Source organism: Sphaerisporangium sp. NPDC005289 (assembly GCF_040607455.1).
Lineage (GTDB): Bacteria > Actinomycetota > Actinomycetes > Streptosporangiales > Streptosporangiaceae > Sphaerisporangium > Sphaerisporangium rhizosphaerae.
The window spans coordinates 135008-153122 of record NZ_JBEXGS010000023.1; the positions used below are offsets into that span (position 1 = coordinate 135008).

The following is an 18115-nucleotide window of genomic DNA, read 5'->3' on the forward strand; positions in this document are numbered from 1 at the left end:
CTCCGCCGGCGTGCGGCCCTCCGCGCGCCCCGACACCGCGAAACGATCGAACCCCCTCGTGAACAACCCCGACACCACGCGCCGCGACGAGATCGCGGCGGGCCTGACCGAGGTCGAGCGCCGCATCGCCGCCGCCTGCGCGGCGGCCGGCCGCGCCCGCCAGGAGGTCACCCTCGTCGCGGTGACCAAGACCTATCCTGCCTCCGACGTGCGCCTCCTTTCCGCACTGGGCGTCGCGCACGTCGGCGAGAACCGCGACCAGGAGGCGGCGCCCAAGGCCCGCGAGTGCGCCGGCCTGCCGCTGACCTGGCACTTCGTCGGCCAGATCCAGACCAACAAGGCCAGGTCGGTGGTGTCCTACGCCGACGTGGTCCACTCGGTCGACCGTCCGCGGCTGGCCGAGGCGCTGAGCCGCGCCGCCGCCGGGGCCGGGCGTCGGGTCACCTGCCTGCTGCAGGTCGCGCTGGACGACGACCCGGGCCGGGGAGGCGTCTTCCCCTCGGGGGTCGCGGCGCTCGCCGAGGCGGTCGCGGCGTCCGAGGGGTTGGTCCTCGGCGGCGTGATGGCCGTCGCCCCCCTCGGCGGCGATCCCGGCCGGGCGTTCGCCCGGCTCGCGGAGATCTCAGCCGATCTGCGGACGGACCACCCCGAAGCGACGGTGATCTCGGCGGGCATGAGCGGAGATCTGGACCACGCGATAGCCCATGGTTCGACACTCGTGCGTGTCGGTACGGCGTTGCTCGGTCGCCGCAAGCCCTTCGTCAGGTAATGTCCCCCCGAGTGGACCATGATGTCCACAGATCCGAGCAGAGGTCGACAGCGGTGCCTTAGGTTGCCCTGGGTGCGGCGACCATGAGCAGGAGGACGACGTAGCGATGGCCGGCGCGATGCGCAAGATGGCGGTCTACCTCGGTCTCGTGGAGGACGACCGCTACCCGGATTACGGCAGTTACCCCGATGACGACGACTACACCGACGACTACGTCGAGCGGCGTCGCGGCGACGAGCGGGTGCTTGGAACGCCCCAAGAGGGCCAGGAAGAGGTTGAAAGCCCTGTTCCGGCCCCTCGTGCGGGGGCGGCGGTCGTGGAGCGCCGTACGACCGATCTGGCGCGCATCACGACCCTGCACCCCCGCACCTATAACGAGGCGCGCACCATCGGAGAGCACTTCCGCGAGGGCACACCTGTCATCATGAATCTGACTGAAATGGTCGACAGCGACGCGAAGCGTCTTGTTGATTTCGCGGCAGGTCTGGTCTTTGGCCTACATGGCAGCATTGAACGTGTTACCAACAAGGTGTTCCTGTTGTCCCCTGCCAATGTCGAGGTGACCGCCGAGGACAAGGCCCGAATCGCGGAACGAGGGTTCTTCAACCAGAGCTAGAGTTCCACCATGAGCAGTGAACGGCCATACATGGCCCACCCGGACCGAGATCGGCAGATCGGGATGGAGGAGGCAGGGCGCGACCGTGGGGATCGTTAGCGACATCTTGGTCACCGTCCTGTCCATCTACCTGGTCCTGCTGATCGGCAGAATGATCTTTGATGCGGTGCAGGCGTTCGCCCGCTCCTGGCACCCCCGGGGGGTAGTCCTGGTGCTGGCGGAGGCCACGTACACGGCGACGGATCCACCTCTCAAGTTCCTCCGCCGTTTCATTCCGCCCCTCCGGTTGGGTACGGTGGCCTTTGACCTAAGCTTCACAGTGCTGTTCATTGTGGTCTTGGTCATGATCCAAATCGTGTCCGCGCTTCCTTTTTGATCGGGTACCGTCCCCCGGACAGACTCCGAGCGCGCCAAGGAGACCGAAATGCCGCTGACGCCCGCTGATGTGCGGAACAAGCAGTTCAGTACGACCCGGCTCAGGCCGGGGTACGACGAGGAAGAGGTTGACGCCTTCCTGGACGAGGTCGAGGCCGAGCTCGACCGCCTCATCCAGGAGAACGAGGAGCTCCGGGCGAAGCTCACCGAGTGCTTGCGTGGCAAGGTGCCGGGTGGCATGGGCATGAGCATGGCGCCGGCCCCGGTCGCCGAGCCCAAGCCCGAGATGATGATGCCCCAGCCGGAGCCGATGAAGCCGCCGGAGCCGATGAGGCCCGAGCCGGTGCCCGTGGCCATGGGCATGCCCCCGGCCGAGGACAACATGGACACCGCCGCCCGCGTGCTCGCCCTTGCGCAGCAGACCGCCGACCAGGCGATCGCCGACGCCCGCCGCGAGGCCGACGAGACGGTGACCCGCGCCCGCCGCGAGGCCGACGAGGTCCTCGGCAAGGCCCGCCGCCAGGCCGAGCAGATCATCGGTGACGCGCGCGCCCGCGCCGAGACGCTCGAGCGCGACGCTCAGGAGCGCCACCGCCAGGCGATGGGCTCGCTGGTGCAGACCCGCGACGAGCTCGAGCGCAAGGTGGAGGAGCTGCGCAGCTTCGAGCGCGAGTACCGCAGCAGGCTCAAGCTCTACCTCGAGAACCAGCTCGCCGAGCTCAACGTCTCCGCCGAGGGCAGCGGCGCCTTCCCCGTCGTGGGCGCGCAGATGGGCGGGGCTCCGGCCATGTCCCACGCGGTCCAGCAGGGGGGCCCGCAGCAGCTGCAGGGCAACCCTGGCAACCCCTTCGCCCCCGAGCCCGCGCAGCACTCCGGCGCCTTCCAGGGAGTTGACGGCCCGCACAACGACCGCCGTTAGGGTAACGGGTCAGGGCAGTCACCGACCCGCGTCTGGGAGCACCTGTGATCTACGTCAGCGCCATTCTGGTCGTCCTCGCCTTCGGCCTTCTGGTCGCGGGCGTGGTGACCGGAACAGCGGTTCTGGTCATGTGGTCGATCGTGGTCAGCGTGCTGTCCGCGCTCTTCCTGATGATCGGGGCGCTGCTGCGGCGCCACGAGCTGTTCCCATCCGGCGGCAGGCCGGCGGACCTGGTTCCGCCGATGCCTCCGGTGGGCGTTGGCGTCGGCGGTGGCGTGATGGGGCGCACCGCGACGGTGGTCTCCGACCGTCCCGGAGCGATGCCCGGGAGCCCGCTGCGCGGGCCTTCCTCGCCCCTCGCCACCCCCATGGCCGCGCCGCACATGGCGCGCCAGACGACCACCATGGCTCCGCCGAGGGGTTTCCCCATGCCGGGGCCGCCCCGGGGGCCGGCCGCCGCGGGCGCGCGAGGCGGGCCGTCCCCCGAGGCGATCGTCCTGGTCGTGCCGGGGCGCAAGCGGTTCCACCTGCCCGGCTGCCGCCAGCTCGCCGGGCGCGACACCGAGGAGCTCACCTACGAGGAGGCGCGCGAGGAAGGCTTCACCGCCTGCACCACCTGCCTCCCCGACGGCTACAAGCCCCCCGCACCCCCCACCTCCGGCCGCCTCACCACGACGGCCTCCAGCCGCCCCTCCGCCTCGCCCTCAGAACCGTCCGACGCTTCTGAGCCGTCCGACGCTTCTGAGCCGTCCGACGCTTCTGAGCCGTCCGACGCTCCCGAGCCGTCCGACGCTTCCGAGCCGTTCGACGGCCCCGGACCGTCCGACGCCTCCGCTTCCGAGGAGGCGGCCGCCGCCGCGACCTCCTCCCGCGCCGAGCCCGGCCGTCCGTCCTCTTCGAGACCCGAGCCGGGCAGCCTCTCCGGCGGGCCGGGGGCCGGTCGTGGGTCCGCGGCGGGGGAGTCCACGCGGTCCGCGCCGGGCTACCGTTCGGACGAGACGCGGCCGGTGTCCCATCTCCGCGGCGAGCAGAAGGACCGGGACGACCAGTCCCCCGGGCCCGCCGGGGCTCCCACCCGGCCCGGGGCCTCCGACTCCGCCGCCGCACGCCCGTCCACCGCCTCCTCCCGGCCCTCGGTGCCCCTGCCGGTGCCGCCGGTGGTCCCGGAGGCCTCGACGCCGTTCCAGGCGTTCAGGCGTCCCGATTCCGCCAAGCCGGTGAGCGGGCCGTCCACATCCACGAGCGAGCCCTCCACGTCCCCGGGCGCGCCGCCCGCCAAGCCGTCGGCCGCCTCCGCGTCCGGCTCCGGCACCACCCGGGACGGCAAGGACCAGGACGACAAGGGCACGAAGGACGACAACGACAAGAGCCGCACGTCCGGCGGCTCCGGTGCGCCCGCCTCCTCGGGCGGCTCCGGAGCCTCCACCGCGCCCGCCTCCTCGGCCGCCTCTTCCGGCCGATCCGGCGGCGACGACGGGTCCGTGGTCGTGGTCGGCTCGCCGTCGCGCACCGGCGGGACCGGCGGCACAGGCGTCCCCGCGAAGATGCGAGAGAGCGGCGCCCCGGCGAAGGACGATAAGGAGCGGCGGCCCGGCGACGCGGCCGGCGCGTCGACGTCCGGGGCGAAGGCGACGTCCGGGACGAAGGCGGCGGGCGAGGTGAAGCCGGCGGCGGGCGAGCGGCCCGCGGACCGCGAGGCTCCCGAGCCGGCCGCCCAGTCCGCGGCCAAGCCGTCCACCGGCTCCCCGGCGGGCGCCAGGAGCGGCGCCCCGGCCAGGGACGACGACCCGTCCGACGACGACGGAGCCGACACCGCGATGTTCCCCGCCATCGGCTCCGCCGAGGCCGAGCGGCAGCAGGCCAAGGCCGCCGCGCGCCCGGCCGGCGACGCCTCCGGCGAGGGGCGCGGGCCGGCCGCGACGGACGACGGCTCCGGTGAACGTGGCGGCGCTTCAACGGCCACCTCCGGCAGGCCGGCCGGTACCTCGGGCAAGCCGGCCGGTCCCTCGGTCACGACCTCGGGCAAGCCCGCCGGCGCCTCGGCCGCGGCGGACGAGCGCGGCGACTCGGGCGGCGCGGGCGGGGCGCAGGCCGGGACGTCCAAAACGGGCGGTACCTCTGGGACGTCCAAGGCGGGCGGCGCCTCCGGCACGTCGAAGGCGGGCGGTACATCAGGCACGTCAGGCAAGAGCGGGGAGCGTCCCCGGCCGGGCATCGTCAAGGTCATCCCGGGCACCCGGCGCTACCACAGCGCCGCCTGCCCGCTGATCAAGGGCTCCGACCCCGCGACGCTCGAGACGATGTCGCGTGACGACGCCGAGGCAACCGGCCTCACCCACTGCTCGGTGTGCGAACACTACTGACCACCGTAAAAGTGCGGGCACAGGCCGGGACCACCCCGGAGGGCCCGCGGGAGCGTCACGGGCCGTACTTGTATCCTGACGATCATGAAAGCGATCACGCTGGACAAGTACGGGTCGGCCGATGACCTCCAGGTCGTCGAGATGCCCGAGCCCAAGGTCGGCCCCGCTGAGGTGCTGGTCCGGGTGAAGGCCGCGGGCGTCAACCCCGTCGACTGGAAGCTCGCGGCAGGCTACCTCGACCCGGTCATGGAGGTCCGCTTCCCCCTGATCTCGGGCTGGGACGTCGCGGGGGTCGTCGAAGCGGTCGGCATGGACGCCGGGGAGTTCACGGTGGGCGACGAGGTCTACGGTTACATCCGCGAAGACTGGGCGCAGAACGGCGCCTACGCCGAACTCGTCGCGGCGAACGTGCGGATGCTGGCCGCGAAGCCCGCCTCCCTGAGCTGGGAGCAGGCGGCCGGGGTGCCGCTCGCCGGGCTCACCGCCTACCAGTCGCTCAGGCGCGTCGGCGTCGGACCCGGCGACACCGTGCTCGTCCATGCCGCCGCCGGAGGCGTCGGCGCGTTCGGGGTGCAGATCGCCGTGGCGCTCGGCGCCCGCGTCATCGGCACCGCGAGCGAGCGCAACCACGACTTCCTGCGCTCCCTGGGGGCCGAACCCGTCACCTACGGGGAGGGGCTGGCCGACCGGGTACGCGGCCTGGCCCCGGACGGCGTCGACGCGGTCCTCGACTTCGTGGGAGGTGACGCGGTGGAGACGTCTCTGCCCCTGGTGCGGCGGCCCGAGCGCATCGTGTCCATCGCGAGCGGCGAGGCCGAGAAGCACGGCGGCCACCTGCTGTGGGTGCGCCCAGACTCCGCAGGCCTGGCCGAGCTTGCCGAACTGGCCGACGCCGGCAAGGTCACCACCCACGTGGAGCACACGCTCCCGCTGGAGCAGGCGGCCGAGGCGTGGCGGCTGAACGAGTCCGGCAGGACCCGCGGCAAGATCGTCCTCACCCTCTGACCGCCCCCCTGCCTCGCCCGCCGCATGGCCGAGCGGAAGCGCGGTTCGCTGTGGACCGCTGATACGGAGCCGGTGGGCTGCGGCCGTCTATCGTTACCTCGCTTCCGGCGCCACGGCGGTCCGCCCCGACGCCGTCACCTCCATTGAACGGCCCGGTGGTCGTACCGACACCTATACCTACGACAACGCCGGGCAACTGAGGACGCGCACGGTGGCAGGCGAAGCGGCCACCTTCGAGTGGAACGAACTCGGGGAACTCGCCAGAGCCACTGTCAACGGCCAAGGCACCTCCATGGTCTACGGTGCCGACGGTGAGTGCCGTCTGCGCCGTGACCCGGGCGGAATGGTCACGCTCTTGGGCACGTACGACGACGAGGGAAAGACCTGGGTGCACTGGTAGCAATGGGATGGACCGTGTATGGGTTCAGGGTCACAAAGTATGATCCGCGGCTTCGTGATGATCGGGGACGGTTCCTCGGCGATGAGTGGACATCGAGCTCGGACGTGGGCAGGAGTTTCGGCGGTGCCGTCCTGAGAATGGAGGGCTACACGGAGACGGAGGCGGCGTACCTTGAGGCGATCAGGCTCTTCGCGCGCGACTCGTCCGTGCGGGAACTCCGGGTCCGGGAATTCGAACCCGGGCAGGATGGAAAAGGTCCCGACCACGTCAGGTCGGGCGCCCGGCTGTCGCTAGACGAGTCCATCGACGTGGCGCAGCACGTGTTGCGCGAGCATTTCTGGTGCAAACTAGAGGATGACGATCGGTTTCGGGTGCACTTCGGATACGACTACTACATGTACATAGAGAGCGCGTGCGACTGCGGCCGTGCCATCCAGGAGGTCCGCGCCTCCGGACTCTTCGTGGAACCCGACTTCAGGAGCCCGTACGGCCGGCACTAGCGACCCTTCGAACTGTGAGCCCGCTCTCGTACCTTGCGCGCCACGGCGCCGTACAGCCATGACGACATGAGGATCGGCCGGCTCGCGGACCTGGGAGAAGAGGCGATTGGACTGGGAGAACAGCGCCGATCTCATGGGGTGTGACGATCCGGCGGAGGTCGAGGCCGCGTTCGAGCGGGGTGAGCCGTTGGTCGGGGTCGCGGTCATGGGGTTGTCCCTGTGCGTACCGGACGCGCATGGCGTCGAGCCGCTGGTGGTGCGTGCCATGCGCTCCGGCAGCAGGGAGGTCCGCCTGCAGGGGCTGACGGCTCTGAGCCACAAGGTGCGATTGACCGGTGAGGTCGGCCGGGAGGCGCTGGAAGTGCTTCACACGTTGCTGCACAGCCCCGATACGGACGTCAGGGAGCATGCCCGCAGGGTCGCCGGAGATGTCTGGATCTTCGTCCCGCACATGCGGCTACCGGCATGGTTGTGGGTCCGGGCGACGGTCCGCCGGGTGCGCTGGGGGCTTGAGTACTGCTGGTGGACGATCACGGGGAAGTACAAGTGACGTGTGCGGCGCCGATCCGCCCGCCGTGTGGTCGAGCGGAGGCGCGGTTCGCCGCGGGCCTCTGATGGGGAGCCTGTGGGCCGCGGCCGGAGGAAGGGCGACGGGACCGGCGAGAGGTCAGCCTTTGCGGGCGACGGCGCCGTAGAGCCATTTGGTGGCGGCGGGGGCGGGGTCGTCGGGGTCGGGGTGCCAGGCGTCGATGGTGACCAGGCCGGGCTCGACCAGGTCGAAGCGGTCGAAGAAGCGGGCGACCTCGGCGTGCTCGCGGAAGTAGATCGGCGTGGGGGTGGCGGCGTAGACCGACTCGATCTTCTCGACCGCCTCGCGGGAGTGGCCGTCGCGGGTGACGTGCGTGGCCGCGATGTGGCTGCCGGGGGCCAGGGCGTCGTACAGGGTGCCCATGATGCCCTCCCGCTCCTCCATGGTGAGGAAGTGCGTCATCGCGATGAGCAGGACGCCTACGGGGGCGTCGAAGTCGATGAGCTCGCGGGTGTCGGGGTGGCCGAGGACGCCCTCGGGGTTGCGCATGTCGGCGCCGGCGACCCGGGTGTTGCCGTCGGTGGCCAGCAGCGCGCGGCCGTGGGCGAGGACGATGGGGTCGCGGTCGACGTAGACGACGCGCGCGTCGGGGATGACCGACTGGGCGATCTCGTGGGTGTTGCCGGCGGTGGGCAGACCGGAGCCGATGTCGATGAACTGGCGGATGCCCTGGCGGGCCATGTGCCGCACGGCCCGGCGCAGGAAGGCGCGGTTCTCCTGGGCGAGCAGGCGGATCTCGGGCATGGCCTGCTCCACGCGGTCCACGGCGGCCCGGTCCACCGCGTAGTTGTCCTTGCCGCCGAGGTAGTAGTCGTACATCCGGGCGACACTGGGCCGCGTGGTGTCGATGTCCGCGGGGATGGAGGGGTCCAGGTCGGCCAAGGCGGTCTCCGTCGGTGTCGTGCGGAGGCCGGGGTGTGCGGCGGGGCCGTCACGCCCTGTCAGGAGGGCATCCGCTTCCTCGAAATGGGTTGGTTCATACCTTAGGACCTGTCCGATCTTGACGAGGCCTGTTTCCGCGCGGCCGGTGAGGCTCTCACCCGCCCGGCGCGGACGCGGGACGTAAGGACGAGCCGTTGATTTGCCGATCATGCCGTAGGGACCAGGGCGTCGGACGGGGGGAGTGGGCCCCGGCGTCGCATGATCGGGGCATGCGCCAAGTGAGAGCCGTCCTGGCGGCACTGCTGGCCGGGACCGTGACCCTGCCGTTGTGCACCGCCGTCCCCGCTCGCGCGAGCGGGTCGTCGTACATCCGTGCCCGCGCAGGGGAGCCGTCGTCCGCGCCCGTTCCCGCTCGCGTGAGCGGACGGCCGTACGGCGTCGCGGCCACGTCGCCGTCTCTGCCGGGTCCCGTTCGAGGAGGCGTGGCGGACACGCCGGAGGACTGTCCGGCCGACGCCCTCTGCGGGACTCTGCGCGTGCCCCTGGACCAGGAGGATCCGGCGGCCGGCACCACGGCCGTGGCCTACCGGCTGGTGTACCGGCGGGACAGGTCTCGCGCGGCCGAGGGGACGATCCTCCCCAACCCCGGCGGACCGGGCATGGCGGTCATCGGGCACCGCGACTACACCGGACGATATCGGGACCTGCTGGAGGACCACGACCTGTTGCTCGTCGATCCGCGTGGCGTCGGCAGGTCCGATCCGCTGACCTGCCGGTCGGCCGGATGGAACGGTCTGCGCGGCACGCACGCGGCGGCGGTCGCCGCCGCCAGGGCGTGCGGCCGTGAGCTCGGCCCCACCCTGCGGCACTACACGACGGCCGCCGCCGCCGACGACATCGACGCCGTCCGCGCGCACCTGGGCATCGACCGGCTCGACCTGCTCGGCCAGTCCTACGGGACGTACCTGATGACGGTGTACGCGCGCCGGCACCCGCGCCATGTCCGTTCCATCGTGCTGTCCGGGGCCTACCCGCTGCGCTTCGACATGCTGGGCCGGCCGTCGGCGCACGCCATGCGCAGAGCCCTGCGCCTGCTGTGCCACCGCTCGGGCGGCGCGTGCGACGGGGGAGAGGTGCTGGGGGACCTGTCGACCATGGCGGCGCGGCTGGACGAGCATCCCGCGCGGTACGGCGCGGGCGCCGTCCTGGACGAGACCGCGCTGGCGAGCACGGTCTACAAGCTGACCTCCGGCCATGTGGACCGGCTCGGCCGGCTGCCGTCCGCGCTGCGCGCGGGCGTCCACGGGGACCTCGGCCCGCTTGAGGAACTGGCGGGGCAGGTGCGGCCGATCAGCGGGTCATCCGGCGGCGGCCGCTTCAGCATGCCGATGTACGTCACCATCGCCTGCAACGACTATCCGGTGCTGTGGGACCGGCGCGCCCCGGTCCACGCGCGGGCCCGGCAGTTCGGGGCGCTGCTGCACCACCTGGAGGCCCGGGACTACCGGCCGTTCAGGCCGGCAGCCTGGGTCCACGGCATCGCCGACCTCGGCGACCTGTGCGTCGGCTGGCCCGATCACCGGGAGCGGGCGCGGGTGCGGCTCGGCCGGGCGCCGGACGTGCCCGTGCTGGTGCTGACCGGCGAGCTGGACACCGGCACGCCGACCGAGGAGGCGCTGCAGGCGGCCGACCAGTACCGCCGCGCCGAGGTGATCGAGGTGCCGAGCGCCGGGCATGTCGCCGAGAACGACCGCAGGGCCGGGGCGTGCGTGGTGTCCCTGGAGACGCGCTTCATCCGCCACCGGCACATCGCCGACCCCGCCTGCCTGCGCCACATCCCACCCGTCCCGGTCGACTCGGTGAACCACACCCTGACCTGACCTGGACCTGATCCGCCGCCCGACCGGCCGAATGCGGACCTGCCCCGTCGCCTGCCGGCCGGATCCACCGCCTCGCGCCGCGGACCGCTGAGCCCGCGGTCCGCCCTCTGCTCCCGGTCCTCCCTCCGGTCCCGGGCGGGCAAAGCGGTGGTGCGGACAATTCGGGCGGGCATTTTTCGTCGATCATCCCCATCCGTGTCGTGCCGCCGTCGCTGGCAGCGTGAGAGGCGGGGATGTGCGCCATGCCGGCGCGGCCTCCCCGGCGACGGAAGGGGCCACGGAGTGCAGGTCAGTGCGAAGGCGGGCGTATCGGTCACGGGGCTCGGCGCCACGACGCCGCTCGGCGGTGACGTGCCGGGCACGTGGGAGGCGATGCTTGGAGGACGGTCCGGCATTGTGCCGATCGAGGACGAGTGGGCCGAGGGCCTGCCGGTTCGCATCGCCGGACGGATGGCGGCCGACCCCGCGGGCGTGCTGGGACGGGTGGCGGCGCGCCGCCTGGACCGCTGCCAGCAGGCCGCGCTCGTCGCCGCCCGGGAGGCGTGGGCGGACGCCGGAACACCCGCGGTCGAGCCGGAACGCCTGGCGGTGGTCATCGGCACGGGAGTCGGGGGCATGCTGACCACGCTGGGCCAGGATGACCTGCTGGAGGCGTCCGGGGCCGGCAGGATCTCGCCGTACACCGTCCCGATGATGATGCCGAACGGCCCGGCGGCCGTGGTGAGCATGGAACTGGGCGCCCGCGCGGGCGCCCACACCCCGGTGAGCGCCTGCGCCTCCGGAGCCGAGGCGATCGCCATGGGACTGGACCTGATCCGGCTCGGCCGCGCCGACGTGGTCGTGGCGGGCGGCGCCGAGGCGTGCCTGCATCCGCTGACCTTCGCCGGATTCGCCCAGGCCAAGGCGCTGTCGCAGCGCAACGACGCGCCCGCCGAGGCGTCCCGTCCCTTCGACGCCGCCCGGGACGGGTTCGTCCTCGCGGAAGGGGCGGCGCTGGTGGTCCTGGAGCGCGCCGGCTTCGCCGCCGCGCGCGGCGCCCGGGCGCACGCGACGCTGGCCGGGGCGGGGGTCACCTCCGACGCCCGCCACATCACCGCGGCCGACTCCGCCGGGCAGGCACGCGCCATCCGGCTGGCCCTGTCCTCGGCCGGCCTGACCGGGGCCGACATCGGCCACGTCAGCGCGCACGCCACCTCGACCCCGCTCGGCGACGTGACCGAGGCCGAGTCGATCGCCGAGGCGGTCGGCGTCCACCCGGCGGTCACGGCCGTCAAGTCGATGACCGGCCACCTGTGCGGTGCGGCCGGGGCGCTCGGCGCGATCACCACCGTGCTCGCCCTGCGCGAGGGCGTCGTCCCGGCCACCCGCAACCTGCACGACCTCGACCCCCGGGTCAAGCTCGACGTGGTCACCGGCCGCCCCCGCCACGGCCACTGGACCGCCGCCCTCACCAACGCCTTCGGCTTCGGCGGCCACAACGCCTGCCTGCTCTTCACCACACCGGAGCTGGGTGACGCCACCTCCGGCTTTCACGCTGTACGGGGACCTCATCCTTCCCACCTCGGCCGAAGACTACGCTAAGGAGCTGAAAGCGGGTAAGGCGCATCTCTGTAGGACGCGGATTTACTGCACCAAGAACTGGGACTCCCCGGAAGCGCAGAACATGCTACATTTCTTCGTTTGCGGAAGAAACCCAACCTGGTGTGGCGATAACTGGGCGGATGAGGCCATACCGGAACTAAAGGAGATGGGCTCCCCGCAATCGAGCGCCGCTAAGAGGCTGCTTACCCTATTGCTAGCGACCGGTAAGCTCGCGAAGGGCGCCAAGAACTACGTTGTGTACGTGCTCCGCAACGATACGACAGGTCGAGTCGAATATGTCGGAATAACCAATAACGCGAAAAAGCGAGCCTATCAACATGGTAAACGCTTCAACAATCATACTTTCGAGATCGTGACGCGAGGTCTGACGCGGGGCCAGGCCAGGGCGATCGAGGAAACGGTGTACATGCGGAACAAGCTCAGCGGTGTGAGCGAACTGAGGAATAGAATCCACAGCATAAATCCTAAACACCCTTATTATCGAAGGATGCTGCAGTGGGGGGAGTGGTGGTTGCGCATGAACAAGCCGAACCTCTGATGGTAGGGTACCCTAGTGGGTAATCTTCGAAAGATGCGCAAGTCGCGTGTGCGTCCGCGCACGGGTGATGTCTTCGCGCTCGACGTCGAGAACGTCGGGCATGTATTCGGACGAGTAATGTTGGCTGGGCTGCCCGAGGAGCATCCGCACACCTCCGAGGCGCTTCTTTGCTATATCTACTCTTTGCGTTCGCCCGAGAGGTTCGTAGACGCCGGCGATATGAAAAAAGATGAGCTGTTGATACCTCCCTTCTTCATCAACAGCATGCCATGGCGGCTGGGATATTTTGAGACGATCGGACATGCCGAACCGACCGAGGTCGATCTCCTGCCGCGCCACTGTTTCTATTCCATCACCTGGGACAGCTATTATGACGAATGGGGCAATAAACTCAAGGAAAGATACGAGCCCTGTGGTGTATGGGGTATTCGCGCCTACGGCGGGATCGACGTCGAGGTGAGCAAGGCACTGGGGATCACGAGCTCTCCATGACCATCGGCGCGCCACCTTCGCCCATGGGGCCGCTGGTGCCTTCCTAGCCCGGGTGCCGAAGTAGTGGTCGGACTCGAGCGGGCAACAGAGCGGTGAGCTTCCATGAGGGACGGTCGTCGATGCGGCGCGGCGATAGATTCCTCCGGGGTCGTGTCGATTTGCGGGCCGCTCGTTCGACCTGTGGGTGCGAGGGCCGAGAGGCGGCCCCGGCGGAGGAGGAGAACGCGATGTCGAAGTACCTGCTGATCATGCGGGGCACCGACGAGTCGAACGCGGCCATGATGGCCGACATTGACGAGATGATGGCCACGACCCGCCGGTTCATCGAGGAGATGGTCAAGGCCGGCGTTCTCCTCGCGGCCGAAGGGCTGGACGATCCGGGCCAGGGCGTCGTGGTCGACTTCAGCGGCGAGGCCCCGGTGGTCACGGACGGGCCGTACGGCGAGACCAAGGAACTGTTCGGCGGCTTCTTCCTGCTCGACGTCGCCTCGAAACAGGAGGCGGTCGAGTGGGCCAAGCGGGTCCCGGCGGCCCGCGGGTCCAAGATCGAGGTCCGGCGGGTGCCCGGGAGCGACGAGGTCCCGCAGGTCGACCAGTGATCACCGGGGACCGGGCCGGGCGCGAGAGCGACGGCCGGATCTGATGAGCACGGCCGATGTCGAGGCCGTCTGGCGGATCGAGTCGGCGCGGATCGTCGCCGCGCTGACCCGGTTCACCGGCGATTTCGGGCTGGCCGAGGACGCGGCCCAGGAGGCGGTGGCCGAGGCGCTGGTGTCGTGGCCGCTCGCCTCTCCGGCGAATCCGGCCGGCTGGCTGATGGCCACGGCCCGGCGGCGGGCGATCGACGCGATCCGCCGCCGGGCCGCCCTCCAGGACCGATACGCCCTGCTGGCCGCCGACGTGACGGCCGACTCGGCGGTCGACGAAGAGATCGATCCTGACGAGATCGATGACGACGTGCTGGCGCTGATGTTCGTCAGCTGCCACCCGGTGCTCTCCCCCGAGGCCCGGGTGGCGCTGACCCTGCGCGTGGTCGGCGGCCTGTCCAGCGAGGAGATCGCCCGCGCGTTCCTGGTACCCGTGCCGACCGTGCAGGCCCGCATCACCCGGGGCAAGAAGACGATCGCGGCGGCCGGGGTGCCGTTCGAACTCCCGCCGGCGGCCGAGCGCCGGGAGCGGCTGGGCGGCGTGCTCAGCGTCCTCTACGTGATCTTCACCGAGGGGTCGACGGCCACGTCGGGCGACCGGCTGCTGCGCCCCGACGTCGCGTACGAGGCGATCCGGCTGGCCCGCACGCTGGCCGCGCTGCAGCCGGACGAGCCGGAGGTGCACGGTCTGCTGGCGTTGTGCGAGCTGACGGCCGCGCGTTTCCCGGCCCGGACCGGCCCGGACGGTTCGCCGGTCCTGCTCGGCGAGCAGGACCGGCGGCGGTGGGACTTCTCGGCGATCCGCCGCGGGCTGGCCGCGCTGGCCAAGGCGTCCACTCGCGGCCTCGGCCCCTACGGCCTGCAGGCCGCGATCGCCGCCACCCACGCGTCGGCGCCCTCGGTCGAGGCGACCGACTGGGACCGGATCGTGCTGCTCTACGAGGCACTCGGCCGGGTCGCACCCTCGCCGGTGGTCGAGCTCAACCGGGCCGTCGCCGTCGCCATGGCCTCGGGCCCGGCGCGAGCCCTGGCCATCGTGGACGAGCTGGTCGCCTCGGACCGGCTCCCCGGTTCGCATCTGGTCCCGACAGTGCGCGGTGAGCTGCTGGCCCGGCTCGGACGGCGACCGGAAGCGCGCGCCGAGCTCGAACTGGCGGCCCGGCTGTGCGCCAACCAGCGCGAACGCTCAGTGCTGCTGCGCAAGGCGGCCACACTGAGCTGACCTCTCCGGCTCGGCCGGCGACCATGGTCAGATGTGCCGGCGCCCTCACCGATTCGGCCGAAGTGAGCATGTCCGGCGCGTGGTCAAGAATGATCTACATCGTAAAGGGCCCCGGAACGTGTGTTCCGGGGCCCTCGATACGGTGCGGGTCAGGCGCTGGTGCGGGTGAGGTGGAAGGTGAGGCCGAGGTCGGGGTCGTGGTGGGCGGGGAGGTCCTGCGGGGGAGTGCCTTCGGTCAGGGAGGTGGCCAGGACCTCCTCGGCGAGTTTGGCGCCGCCGGTGCGCAGGGCCTCGGCGAGGTCGCCGGAGGCGGTCCACCACAGGTCGATGCGGTCGGTGATGGACAGGCCGCTGGACTTGCGGGTGTCCTGCACCAGGCGGATGACCTCGCGGACCAGGCCCGCGCGCATCAGCTCCGGGGTGACCGCGAGGTCCAGCGCCACGGTCTCGCCGGTGCCGGTGCCCACCGCGCCGCTCTCCACCGCCCAGCCGGCCCGCGGCTGCTCGGTGATGATCACCTCGTCCGGGCCGAGGTCGACCGGCTCGCCGTGCACGACCACCGTCGCCGTCCCGCCGCCGCGGATGCCCGCGGCCAGCTCGGCGGGGTCGGTCGCGGTGAGGGCGGCGGCGATGTCCTTGGTGTCGCTGCCGAACCGCTTGCCGAGCGCGCGGAAGTTCGGCTTGACGGTGAAGGACACCAGGTCGGCCGAGTACGCCGACAGGTCCTCAAGGGCCTGCACGTTCAGCTCGTCGGCGATCAGCTCGCGCAGCGAGCCGGGCAGCGACGACCAGCGCGGGCTGCCGACGAGCGCGCGCCCGAGCGGCTGGCGGGTCTTGACCCCGCTGGACGCGCGCGCCGACCTGCCCAGCTCGACCAGGCGGCGCACCAGCGCCATCTGCTCAGACAACCCGGCGTCCAGCAGGTCCTCGCGCACCTGCGGCCAGGTGGTCAGGTGCACCGACGCGGGCGCGTCGGGCGCGCGCAGCACGTCCCACACGTGGTCGGTGATGAACGGCACGAGCGGCGCCAGCAGCCGGGTGACGGTCTCCAGGCACTCGTACAGCGTCGCGAACGCCGACTCCTCGCCCGACCAGAAGCGGCGGCGCGACCTGCGGACGTACCAGTTGGACAGGTCGTCGAGGAACTCGGTGAGCCGCCGCCCGGCGCGGGTGGTGTCGAACGCCTCGAGCGCGTCGGTGACCTCGGCCACCGTGCGGTGCAGTTCGGCGAGCGCCCAGCGGTCGATGAGCGGCCGCTCGGCGTGCGGCGGGGCCTCGGCCAGCCGGGACGGCGACCAGGACTCGGCGTTGGCGTACAGCGTGAAGAAGGAGGTGGTGTTCCAGTACGTCAGCAGGACCTTGCGGACGATCTCCTCCAGCGCGGCGTGCCCGACCCGGCGCGGTGACCACGGGGACCCGGAGGTCGCCATGAACCAGCGCAGCGCGTCGGCGCCGTGCTGGTTCATCAGCGGGATCGGCTGCAGCACGTTGCCCAGGTGCTTGCTCATCTTGCGGCCGTCCTCGGCGAGGATCAGGCCGAGACACAGCACGTTCTCGTAGGAGGACCGGTCGAACACCAGGGTGCCGACGGCCATCATGGAGTAGAACCAGCCGCGCGTCTGGTCCAGCGCCTCGCAGATGAACTGGCCGGGGTAGGCCGCCTCGAAGGCCTCCTTGTTGAGGTGCGGGGCGCCCCACTGGGCGAACGGCATCGAGCCGGAGTCGTACCAGGCGTCGATGACGTCGGGAACGCGCCGGGCCTCGTCGCCGCACACCGGGCAGGGGAAGGCGACGTCGTCGACGTAGGGCCGGTGCGGGTCCAGCGCCGACAGGTCGCGCCCGGCGAGGTCGCCGAGCTCCTTCAGCGAGCCGACGCAGGTGACGTGCGACTCGTCGGTCGTGCACACCCACAGCGGCAGCGGCGTGCCCCAGTAACGCGACCGGGACAGGGCCCAGTCGACGTTGTTGCGCAGCCACTCGCCGTAGCGGCCCTCCTTGATGGTGGGGGGGTACCAGGCGGTGCGCTCGTTCTCGGCGAGCAGGCGGTCCTTGATGCGCGTGGTGCGGATGTACCAGGACGGGAGCGCGTAGTACAGCAGCGGGGTGTGGCAGCGCCAGCAGTGCGGATAGGCGTGCTCGAAGTGGTCGCCGCGGAACAGCAGGCCGCGGGCCCGCAGGTCGTCGGTCAGGCCCTCGTCGGCGTCCTTGAAGAACATCCCGCCGACCTGCGGCACGTCGGGCAGGAACCGCCCGTCCGGGCCGATCGGGTTGACCACGGGCAGGCCGTAGCGCTTGCAGACCGTCATGTCGTCGGCGCCGAACGCCGGGGCCTGGTGGACCAGTCCGGTGCCGTCCTCGACGGTGACGTAGTCGCCCAGCACGACGAAGTGGGCGCCGGGGATGTCGACCAGGTCGAACGGCCGCGAGTAGGGGGTGTGCTCCAGCTCGGTGCCCGGGAAGCGGTCGCCGGCCGTCCAGCCCTCGCCGAGGGCGCCCTCGAGCAGCGGCTCGGCCACGATGACCGGCCGCTCGCCCTCCTTGGAGGCGACCACGTAGGTCACGTCGGGGTGCACGGCGACGGCGGTGTTGGACACCAGCGTCCACGGGGTGGTGGTCCAGATGAGCAGGTCGGTGCCCACGAACCGCCCGGAGGTGACCGGCATGCGGACGTACACCGACGGGCTGGTGACGTTCTCGTACCCGCCCGGCTGCCCGAGCTCGTGGTCGGACAGGCCGGTGCCGCAGCGCGGGCAGTACGGCGTGATGCGGAAGTCGCGGAACAGCAGGTCCTTCTCCCAGATGACCTTCAGCGACCACCAGACGGACTCGACGTAGGAGGGGGCCATGGTGAGGTAAGCCTGGGACATGTCGACCCAGTAGCCCATGCGCTCGGTCATGTCTTCGAAGGCGTCGACGTGGCGCTGCACCGACTCGCGGCAGCGCTCGTTGAACTCGGCGATGCCGTACGCCTCGATCTCGGGCTTGCCGGACAGCCCGAGCTCCTTCTCCACCGCGACCTCGACCGGCAGGCCGTGGCAGTCCCAGCCGGCCCGGCGGGCCACGTTGTAGCCGCGCATCGACTTGTAGCGGGGGAAGACGTCCTTGAAGACGCGCGCCTCGACGTGGTGGACGCCGGGCATGCCGTTGGCGGTGGGCGGGCCCTCGTAGAACACCCAGGCAGGGCCGTCTGCGTTCTGCTCGAGCGAGCGCTCGAAGACCTTGCCGTCGCGCCAGCGGTCGAGCACCTCGGCCTCGAGGGCGGGCAGGTCCACCTGGGCGGCGAGCGGGCGGAAGTAGGGTGCGGACATCGTAGGGC

Annotated in this window: 16 protein-coding genes and 2 pseudogenes; 16 read left to right on the forward strand and 2 right to left on the reverse strand. The window is 71.2% G+C overall.

Translation table 11 applies throughout. From position 1 onward, the window contains the following. Positions 1-58: 58 nt before the first annotated feature. From ABZT47_RS31725 to ABZT47_RS31770, 10 genes and pseudogenes are all read left to right on the forward strand, one after another. Positions 59-769, forward strand: coding sequence for a YggS family pyridoxal phosphate-dependent enzyme (locus ABZT47_RS31725; protein WP_354850302.1), 711 nt, complete (start codon positions 59-61; stop codon positions 767-769). 106 nt (positions 770-875) lie between these two features. Continuing rightward, the gene (gene sepF, locus ABZT47_RS31730) at positions 876-1385 is read left to right on the forward strand and encodes a cell division protein SepF (protein WP_354850305.1); all 510 of its coding nucleotides are present in this window, start codon (positions 876-878) and stop codon (positions 1383-1385) included. 85 nt (positions 1386-1470) lie between these two features. Continuing rightward, positions 1471-1761, forward strand: coding sequence for a YggT family protein (locus ABZT47_RS31735; protein WP_354850308.1), 291 nt, complete (start codon positions 1471-1473; stop codon positions 1759-1761). Between the two features lie 48 nt (positions 1762-1809). Then, positions 1810-2679, forward strand: coding sequence for a DivIVA domain-containing protein (locus ABZT47_RS31740; protein WP_354850311.1), 870 nt, complete (start codon positions 1810-1812; stop codon positions 2677-2679). Between the two features lie 44 nt (positions 2680-2723). Continuing rightward, the gene (locus ABZT47_RS31745) at positions 2724-5042 is read left to right on the forward strand and encodes a hypothetical protein (RefSeq protein ID WP_354850314.1); all 2319 of its coding nucleotides are present in this window, start codon (positions 2724-2726) and stop codon (positions 5040-5042) included. An 84-nt stretch (positions 5043-5126) separates the two neighbouring features. Continuing rightward, positions 5127-6047, forward strand: coding sequence for an NADP-dependent oxidoreductase (locus tag ABZT47_RS31750; RefSeq protein ID WP_354850316.1), 921 nt, complete (start codon positions 5127-5129; stop codon positions 6045-6047). A gap of 142 nt (positions 6048-6189) precedes the next feature. Beyond that, positions 6190-6258, forward strand: a pseudogene (locus ABZT47_RS31755) (hypothetical protein); the annotation flags it as partial. Continuing rightward, positions 6259-6447: a hypothetical protein gene (locus ABZT47_RS31760; RefSeq protein ID WP_354850319.1), complete on the forward strand. Its 189-nt coding sequence runs from the start codon at positions 6259-6261 to the stop codon at positions 6445-6447. It abuts the pseudogene before it with no gap. Positions 6448-6449: 2 nt separating this feature from the next. Next, complete coding sequence (locus ABZT47_RS31765; RefSeq protein WP_354850321.1) at positions 6450-6947, forward strand: hypothetical protein; 498 nt, start codon at positions 6450-6452, stop codon at positions 6945-6947. 106 nt (positions 6948-7053) lie between these two features. Continuing rightward, a complete protein-coding gene (locus tag ABZT47_RS31770; RefSeq protein WP_354850323.1) occupies positions 7054-7497 on the forward strand; it encodes a hypothetical protein in 444 nt (147 codons plus the stop codon). Between the two features lie 117 nt (positions 7498-7614). Here the strand turns inward: ABZT47_RS31770 and ABZT47_RS31775 are convergent, their stop codons facing one another. Further along, positions 7615-8418 carry an SAM-dependent methyltransferase gene (locus ABZT47_RS31775; RefSeq protein ID WP_354850326.1) on the reverse strand — a complete coding sequence of 268 codons (804 nt, stop codon included), beginning with the start codon at positions 8416-8418 and terminating at the stop codon, positions 7615-7617. Between the two features lie 269 nt (positions 8419-8687). Between ABZT47_RS31775 and ABZT47_RS31780 the strand changes: the two genes are divergently transcribed. The 6 genes and pseudogenes from ABZT47_RS31780 to ABZT47_RS31805 all read left to right on the forward strand — a co-directional run bounded on the left by ABZT47_RS31780 (position 8688) and on the right by ABZT47_RS31805 (position 14799). Next, positions 8688-10298 (forward strand): alpha/beta fold hydrolase, encoded by a 1611-nt coding sequence (locus ABZT47_RS31780; protein WP_354850328.1) that lies wholly within the window; start codon positions 8688-8690, stop codon positions 10296-10298. A 282-nt stretch (positions 10299-10580) separates the two neighbouring features. Then, a complete protein-coding gene (locus tag ABZT47_RS31785) occupies positions 10581-11879 on the forward strand; it encodes a beta-ketoacyl-[acyl-carrier-protein] synthase family protein (RefSeq protein ID WP_354850331.1) in 1299 nt (432 codons plus the stop codon). A gap of 262 nt (positions 11880-12141) precedes the next feature. Beyond that, on the forward strand, positions 12142-12438 hold the full coding sequence (locus ABZT47_RS31790) for a hypothetical protein (RefSeq protein ID WP_354850334.1): 297 nt from the start codon (positions 12142-12144) through the stop codon (positions 12436-12438). Between the two features lie 33 nt (positions 12439-12471). Beyond that, positions 12472-12930: an Imm26 family immunity protein gene (locus ABZT47_RS31795; protein ID WP_354850337.1), complete on the forward strand. Its 459-nt coding sequence runs from the start codon at positions 12472-12474 to the stop codon at positions 12928-12930. Between the two features lie 227 nt (positions 12931-13157). After that, positions 13158-13573, forward strand: a pseudogene (locus ABZT47_RS31800) (YciI family protein). Continuing rightward, positions 13573-14799: a sigma-70 family RNA polymerase sigma factor gene (locus ABZT47_RS31805; protein WP_354850340.1), complete on the forward strand. Its 1227-nt coding sequence runs from the start codon at positions 13573-13575 to the stop codon at positions 14797-14799. The pseudogene ABZT47_RS31800 and the gene ABZT47_RS31805 overlap by 1 nt, the downstream one beginning before the upstream one ends. Positions 14800-14948: 149 nt before the next feature. Here ABZT47_RS31805 and ileS read toward each other — a convergent pair whose 3' ends face one another. Beyond that, positions 14949-18107 carry an isoleucine--tRNA ligase gene (gene ileS / locus ABZT47_RS31810; protein WP_354850343.1) on the reverse strand — a complete coding sequence of 1053 codons (3159 nt, stop codon included), beginning with the start codon at positions 18105-18107 and terminating at the stop codon, positions 14949-14951. Positions 18108-18115 lie beyond the last annotated feature (8 nt).